8 protein-coding genes are annotated in these 7,343 nt (G+C 64.4%); 7 read left to right on the top strand and 1 reads right to left on the bottom strand.

Features of this window, described 5'->3' with window-relative positions; all coding sequences use genetic code 11:
* Positions 1 to 159: 159 nt before the first annotated feature.
* Positions 160 to 1,782: a helicase HerA-like domain-containing protein gene (locus EHH60_RS18125; protein ID WP_124160816.1), complete on the bottom strand. Its 1,623-nt coding sequence runs from the start codon at positions 1,780 to 1,782 to the stop codon at positions 160 to 162.
* A 345-nt stretch (positions 1,783 to 2,127) separates the two neighbouring features.
* On the opposite strand from EHH60_RS18125, the gene EHH60_RS18120 reads away from it, so the two are divergent.
* From EHH60_RS18120 to EHH60_RS18090, 7 genes are all read left to right on the top strand, one after another.
* Complete coding sequence (locus EHH60_RS18120; RefSeq protein ID WP_124160815.1) at positions 2,128 to 2,493, top strand: DUF2267 domain-containing protein; 366 nt, start codon at positions 2,128 to 2,130, stop codon at positions 2,491 to 2,493.
* A gap of 25 nt (positions 2,494 to 2,518) precedes the next feature.
* On the top strand, positions 2,519 to 2,926 hold the full coding sequence (locus tag EHH60_RS18115; protein WP_124160814.1) for a DUF4332 domain-containing protein: 408 nt from the start codon (positions 2,519 to 2,521) through the stop codon (positions 2,924 to 2,926).
* Positions 2,927 to 3,190: 264 nt separating this feature from the next.
* Positions 3,191 to 4,051, top strand: coding sequence for a dihydropteroate synthase (folP, locus tag EHH60_RS18110; RefSeq protein WP_124160813.1), 861 nt, complete (start codon positions 3,191 to 3,193; stop codon positions 4,049 to 4,051).
* Positions 4,048 to 4,416, top strand: coding sequence for a dihydroneopterin aldolase (folB, locus tag EHH60_RS18105; protein WP_124160812.1), 369 nt, complete (start codon positions 4,048 to 4,050; stop codon positions 4,414 to 4,416). The genes folP and folB overlap by 4 nt, the downstream gene beginning before the upstream one ends.
* Position 4,417: 1 nt before the next feature.
* Positions 4,418 to 4,909, top strand: coding sequence for a 2-amino-4-hydroxy-6-hydroxymethyldihydropteridine diphosphokinase (gene folK, locus EHH60_RS18100; RefSeq protein WP_124160811.1), 492 nt, complete (start codon positions 4,418 to 4,420; stop codon positions 4,907 to 4,909).
* Positions 4,910 to 4,990: 81 nt separating this feature from the next.
* Positions 4,991 to 6,862, top strand: a complete 1,872-nt coding sequence (locus tag EHH60_RS18095) for a methylmalonyl-CoA mutase family protein (protein ID WP_124160810.1) — start codon at positions 4,991 to 4,993, stop codon at positions 6,860 to 6,862.
* Positions 6,859 to 7,323, top strand: coding sequence for a GFA family protein (locus EHH60_RS18090; RefSeq protein WP_124160809.1), 465 nt, complete (start codon positions 6,859 to 6,861; stop codon positions 7,321 to 7,323). The genes EHH60_RS18095 and EHH60_RS18090 overlap by 4 nt, the downstream gene beginning before the upstream one ends.
* The last annotated feature ends 20 nt before the right edge of the window (positions 7,324 to 7,343 follow it).

The following is a 7,343-nucleotide window of genomic DNA, read 5'->3' as shown; positions in this document are numbered from 1 at the left end:
CTCACGGGGCGGGGGTCCGGTGCGGCGACGAAACAGGACGTAGCAGACCCGCGGGGGCTTGGAGAGCCCCCTCACCTGAATGTGTGCGACGTTCGGCCCCTCGATCGGGACAGGTCGATGAGCTCGGCGGACGAATTGCCTTCCCGTCGGGCGTCCTGCCTACCGCCGCAGCAATCCACCGAGCGCGCCGCGGACAAGCGTGCGGCCGATCGAGCCGCCGAGCTGGCCGCCGACCGACTTGCCGATATTGGCGGCCATCCCGCCGATCACTTGATTGGTGACCGATCGCGTCACGTCCCGCGCAATGACCTGGCCGGTCGACAGACGGCCTCGCTTGACGTTGGTGCCGAAGATGGTGCCGACGATCGAGCCGATCTGGCCCAGGATGCCGCCGCCGCTTCCACCCGCTGGACTGTCCGCTGTGGCCGCGGTGTCGGCGATGCGCTTCTGGAGCATCTCGGAGGCGGATTCGGAATCGACGGCGGTGTCATATTTGCCCTTCACCGGGCTTGCAGCCATGATTGCCTTGCGCTCGTCCGGCGTGATCGGTCCGATGCGGGCCGACGGTGGCCTGATCATCACCCGCTCCACCATCGACGGCGTGCCGTTGCCCTCGAGGAAGGACACCAGCGCCTCGCCCTTGCCGAGCTCCGTGATCACCTTGGCCGTGTCGAGCTTCGGATTGGGCCGGAAGGTCTGGGCTGCAGCAGCGACGGCCTTCTGGTCGCGCGGAGTGAAGGCGCGCAGCGCGTGCTGCACGCGGCCGCCCAACTGGGCCAACACTTTGTCCGGCACGTCGATCGGATTCTGCGTGACGAAATAGACGCCGACGCCCTTGGAACGGATCAGACGAACCACCTGCTCGATCTTGTCCATCAACGCCTTCGGCGCATCGTTGAACAGCAGATGCGCCTCGTCGAAAAAGAACACAAGTTTTGGCTTCGGCAGATCGCCGGCCTCCGGCAATTCCTCAAACAACTCCGACAGCAACCACAACAGGAAGGTCGCGTAGAGCCTGGGGCTCTCCATCAGCTTGTCGGCAACCAGAATGTTGACCATGCCTCGACCGTCGCTATCGGTCTTCATGAAGTCCTTCAGCTCCAGTGCCGGCTCACCGAAGAATTTCGCTCCGCCCTGGTTTTCCAGCACCAGCAGCTGGCGTTGAATCGTTCCAACCGTCGCCTTGCTGACATTGCCGAAGCTCTGCGCGGCCTTGCGGACCTCGGCTAACGGATCTTCCTCAGCATCCGGTCCCTTCTTGCCACTGGCGGGAACGATCGCATCCAACAGCGATCGCAGATCCTTCATATCCAACAATGGCAGGCCATTCTCGTCCGCGACGCGGAAGGCGACGTTGAGAACCCCTTCCTGCACCTCGTTCAGATCGAGCATCCGCGCCAGCAGTAGCGGCCCCATTTCAGTGACGGTGGCGCGGACCGGATGTCCCTGCTCGCCGAACACGTCCCAGAACACGGTCGAGAACTGGTCCGGCTGAAACTTGAGACCCATATCGCCGGCGCGCTTGAGAATGAAGTCTTTGGCCTCGCCGACTTCCGAGATTCCGGAGAGGTCACCTTTGATGTCGGCCGCGAATACGGGAACACCGGCGCGCGCAAATCCTTCCGCCAGCACCTGCAGCGACACGGTCTTGCCGGTTCCGGTCGCGCCCGTGACGAGGCCGTGGCGATTGGCGAGCGCCAACGTCAGCCATGCCTGCTCGTTTCCCTTGCCGACGAAAATCTTGTCGTCGGTATCGCCGAGCTTGCTGTCCTGTGCGGTCATTATTCTCTCTGATCTCTATGCCGAGTTTCGCGTATTGAAACCCGATTGCGCCAGTTCCGTAGTTTAACGCATGTCGCACACCGATTAAAACCGTTCAACGCGACCCGACCATGCGAGATTGTCGGACACGAATGGACGAGATCAGCCGAAAGTAGGAACGAGTTATTCGCAGCGCGGCAATTTTTTGCCGATTCGATCTCGGCTCTTGCACGGCTGCAACACTTTTCGCGCCTTCGAGGATGAATCGCGACGGCGCATGCGTTCATCGCTTGAATTTCACATCACACCGGCTCAAGATCATTTTCGAAAGCAATACTCCGGCACGCAAACCGGCTGAGGGGCCTTATGGACGAGCTGATCGGACGGCTGGCGGCAAACGCCAGCATAGATGGTGCTGTCGCTGAAAAGACCGTCGGCATTATCCTGGGCTTCCTCCGCAGCGAGGGTCCTTCCGATAGCGTGCAGGCCCTGATCGACCAGATCCCCGGAGCAGAAGCTGCGATTGAGGCGTCCCGGAGCGGCGGCGGCCTGTCGCGGCTGATGGGCGGCGGCTTGATGACGGTCGGCACGCGCCTGATGGGCCTGGGACTTGGCATGTCCGATATTCAAAAGGTCGCCCGTGAACTTTTCCGCTACGGGCGAGACAAAATCGGAGCGGATCAGATGGGCAAGATCATCGCTGGGACTCCGGGCCTCAGCCAATTCGCCTGAAGCCACGCATTTCATACCGAGTATCATGACATATCCAATCTCCGAGATTGAGGGCCTGTCGGCCTTTGCAGCCAACAAGTTGAAGGCGCATGGAATCCGCACCACTGACGCGCTGCTCGAGGCGGCCTCGACCGTGAAGGGCCGCAAGGCTCTGTCCGCCAAGACCGGCATCAGCGAGCAGTCGCTGCTGGAATGGGCCAACGTCTCCGACTACATGCGCATTCCCGGTATGGGCAGGGCCAAGGTCGGCCTGATCCGCGCCGCCGGCGTCACCACCGTGCGCGAGCTCGCCTATCGAAATCCGGCGAGGCTCGCCCAGAGCATGCGCGAAGCCAACGAGAAGAAGAAGCTCGTCCGCATCCTGCCATCAGAGAAATCGGTCGGCGACATCATCGCCAAGGCCAAGAAGCTGCCGCCGAAGATCACGTATTAGCTTAGACTCTGTCCCCGTCATCCCCGCGCAACCGCGAAGCGGTTGTCGCTGGTGGTGCGAGGCATGGGACGCAAGACGTCCCATGGAGAGCCTCGAAGGATGCACGGGCAGGCTGCATCTCCACGGAAAGAGCCGGGCCGTCGCCCTTCGAGGGCCGCTGAAGAAGGGGCCACCTCAGGGTGACGGCGAGAAAGCGACGCCCGTAGCCATCGGCGCCCCCTTCCCGTCTTGACTCCCCCTGCCCGACCGCGCAAAGCGGGCCGCATGAACGCCTCGCTCTCCCCTTCCGTCCCGCCGGCCGGCTCGGCCGGGATCGACGCGCTTCGGACGCTGCTGGAGCGGCCTCTTCCTGCGGTGATGGGCGTGCTCAACGTCACCCCGGATTCCTTCTCCGATGGCGGCGCGTTCATCGCGCCTGCGCGGGCGCTGGAGCGGGCGCGGGCGATGATCGCCGATGGCGTCGACATCATCGATATCGGCGCCGAATCCACCCGGCCCTACAAGGGCGCCCGCCCGATCGCCGCGGAAGACGAATTGGCGCGACTAAAGCCGGTGCTGGCCGACGTGGTGGCGCTCGGCGTGCCCGTCTCGATCGACAGCATGAAGGCGCAGGTGGTGGCCTTCGCACTCGACCATGGCGCAGCGATCGCCAACGACGTCTGGGGCCTGCAACGCGATGCCGACATGGCGCCGCTGATCGCCGCAAGAGGTGTCCCCGTCATCGTCATGCACAACCGCGACAGCGTCGATCCCGCGATCGATATCATTGCGGACATGAAGACGTTCTTTCGGCACTCGCTCGATATCGCCGCACAAGCCGGCATCGTGCGCGACAAGATCGTGCTCGATCCCGGCATCGGCTTCGGCAAGACGGCAGAGCAGAGCATGACCGCGCTGGCGCGGCTGCGCGAACTGGACGTGTTCGGCCGGCCGATCCTGGTCGGCGCCTCGCGCAAGCGCTTCATCGCCACGGTGTCGCCGTCGGAACCATCGGCGCGGCTCGCCGGCTCGATCGCGGCCCATCTGATCGCCGCGCAGCGCGGCGCGAAGATCATCCGGACCCATGATGTCGGCGAAACCCTGCAGGCCCTGCGGGTGGCGCATGCAATCGAGAGCAAGCAATGACCGATACGATCTTCGTCACCGGCCTGTCGATCCATGCCCGCCACGGCGTGATGGATCACGAAACCGAAGTCGGCCAGCGTTTCGTCATCGATCTCGAACTCTACACCGATCTCTCTGAGCCCTCGCGCAGCGACCGGCTCGCGGACACGGTGTCCTACGCCGACGTCGTGGCGACGACGACGGCGGCGTTCAAGAACACCAGTTACAAGCTGCTGGAGCGCGCGGCCGGCGCGGTGGCCGACGCCATCCTGTCGAACTTCCCGCGCGTCCGCGCCGTCAAGATCACGGTGCACAAGCCGCATGCGCCGATCGCCGCGATCTTCGACGATGTCGGCATCATGCTCACACGCTCGCGGCATCCGTAGCGTGGCGAGCGTGCTGATCGCACTGGGCGGCAATGTCGGCGATGTCCGCGCGACGTTCAAAAAGGCAATCGCCCATGTCTGCGGCATGGCGCAGGCCGCGCTGATCGCGCGCTCCTCGGATTATGCCACCTCGCCCTGGGGCGACGAGGACCAGGATCCCTTCATCAATGCCTGCATCGAGATCGAGACCGGTCTCGATCCACACGCGCTATTGTTCGTGCTGCAGAAAGTCGAGCAGAAGTTCGGCCGCACGCGAGACAAGGAGCGGCGCTGGGGCCCGCGCACGCTCGATCTCGACATGATCGCCTACGACGATGTCTTCTTGCAGAATCCCGACCTGACGCTGCCGCATCCCCGCCTGTTCGAGCGCGCTTTCGTGCTGGTGCCGCTGGCCGAAATCGCGCCCGAGCGCGTGATCTCGGGCATTCGTGTGCGTGACGGGCTCGCCAGCGTCTCCACGCAAGGCATTGAGCGGCTTCCGGATACCGGTTAACCAAAAACAACCGTTTGCAGGGACGGTCTGCCGTGGCAATTTCGCCTGCGAATAACAAGATGTTCGGGAGCCCTTCGCCGCATGACCTCCGTGACTGACGACCTGCCGCTGGCGGCGGATTTTCCCAAGGCCACCGTCGAGGAGTGGCGCAAGCTGGTCGACGGCGTGCTGAAGGGCGCGCCGTTCGAGAAGCTGGTCGGCAAGACCTATGACGGCATCAAGATCGATCCGCTCTATCCGCGCGCCAAGGGCGTTGCACCCGTGGTGGGACGGCCGCTTGCTGCGCCATGGCAGATCGTACAGCGGATCGACCATCCCGACGCGGCGCTCGCAAATGCGCAGGCGCTGACCGACCTCGAGAACGGCGCGACGGGGCTCGCGCTGGTGTTCGCCGGTGGCAGCGGGGCCCATGGTTTCGGCCTGGAACCTTCGGCGGATGCGGTCGCAAAGGTCTTGAAGGATATTCATCTCGACGCAGGCATCGGCCTCGAACTCCAGATCGGCCCGCAATCGCGGATGGCCGCGATCCATGTCGCGGAATATGTCAAGAGCAAGGGGTTCGATCCCGCAGCCTGCAACATCCGCTTCGGCCTCGATCCGCTCGCGGCCGCCGCAATGTGGGGGCACAGCCCCTATACCTGGGACGAGATCGTTCCTGCCATTGTCGACGCCATCAAGGGCCTTGCCGCGCTCGGCTTCAAGGGACCGTTTGCGTCCGCCGACGGGCGCGTGATCCATGATGCCGGTGGCTCGGAGGTGCAGGAGCTTGCCTTCGTGCTCGCCTGCGGGGTCGCTTATCTGCGTGCGATCGAAGGCGCCGGCATTCCCCTCGAGAAGGCGCAGGGCATGGTCTATGCGCGGCTTGCCGCAGATGCCGACCAGTTCCTGACCATGGCCAAATTCCGCGCGCTGCGGCTGCTGTGGGCGCGCGTTGAAACGGCCTGCGGGCTGACGCCGAAGCCGCTGTTCATCGCCGCCGATACGGCCTGGCGCATGCTGACACAGCGCGACCCTTACGTGAACATGCTGCGCGCGACCATCGCGACATTCGCGGCGGGCCTTGCCGGCGCCGACGCGATTACCGTGCTGCCGCATACGCTGGCGCTCGGCCTGCCCGATCCGTTCGCGCGGCGCGTGGCGCGCAACACGCAGCTTCTGCTGCTGGAAGAAAGCAACCTCGCCAAGGTCAGCGATCCCGCAGCAGGCGCCGGCGGCATCGAGACGCTGACGGCGCAGCTTTGCGACGCTGCCTGGACGCTGTTCCAGGAAAGCGAGAAAGCCGGCGGCGCCTTTGCCGCGCTTCAGCAGGGCGTGTTCCAGAGCAAGGTGACGGCCGCGCGAAAGGCGCGCGAGGCCAACATCGCAAAGCGCCGCGACGTGCTGACCGGCGCCAGCGAGTTTCCGAACCTGCATGAGAGCGAAGCCACCGTACTAAAGGCGACACCGGTCGCACTCGCTCCCTACGGCGAACAGAAATACAAGTTCGATGCGCTGCCGCCGATCCGGCTGGCAGAGCCGTTCGAGGCGCTGCGCGACAAATCCGACGCGGTGTTGAAGGCGCGCGGCACGCGGCCAAAGGTGTTCCTGGCCAATCTCGGCACGCCCGCCGATTTCACGGCGCGCGCCACCTTCGCGAAGAGCTTCTTCGAAGCAGGCGGCATCGAGGCCCTGGACAGCGAGGGCTTTGCCGATCCGGCCAAATTGGCAGCCGCGTTCAATGCTTCAGGTGCGGAGCTTGCGTGCCTCTGTTCCAGCGACAAGGTCTATGCCGGTCAGGCGGAACCCGCCGCCCAGGCCCTGCAATCGGCAGGCAGCAGACTTATCTATCTGGCAGGCCGCCCGACTGATGCCGAGGCGGCGCTGCGGGCCGCCGGCGTCACGGCTTTTGTCTTCGCCGGAGGCGATGCACTTGCGACACTGCAAGACGCCTATCGACGGATGGAGCAGCCATGACCGGCACCAGCAAACCCGTTCTCACCGGCGGCTGCCAATGCGGTGCCGTGCGCTTCGCCGTCATGACGGCGCCGACCAGGGTCTCGATCTGCCACTGCCGTATGTGCCAGAAGGCAGCCGGTGCGCCATTCGCCTCCTTTGCCGATATCAACAAGACGGACTTCGCCTGGACCAAGGGGCAACCCTCGTTCTTCCGCTCCTCCACCATCGCCGAGCGCGGCTTTTGCTCCGCCTGTGGCACGCCGCTGAGCTTCGGCCGCATTGACGGCGACCGGATCGAGATCATGACCGGCACCTTCGACCACCCCGACTGGGTGATCCCGACCCGCCAGTTCGGCACCGAATCCCGCCTCGGCTGGGTGGTCGGCATCGCCAACTTGCCGAGCCAGACCACGCAGCAGAATTACGGACCGGAGAAGATGGCGACCATCGTCAGCCATCAGCATCCGGATCACGATTGAGCGTCTATGATATGGTTGAC

This window comes from Bradyrhizobium sp. RP6 (assembly GCF_003837805.1).
Classification (GTDB): domain Bacteria; phylum Pseudomonadota; class Alphaproteobacteria; order Rhizobiales; family Xanthobacteraceae; genus Bradyrhizobium.
The sequence above is the reverse complement of the archived record's forward strand: the minus strand, read 5'-3'. Positions and strand labels throughout refer to the sequence as shown.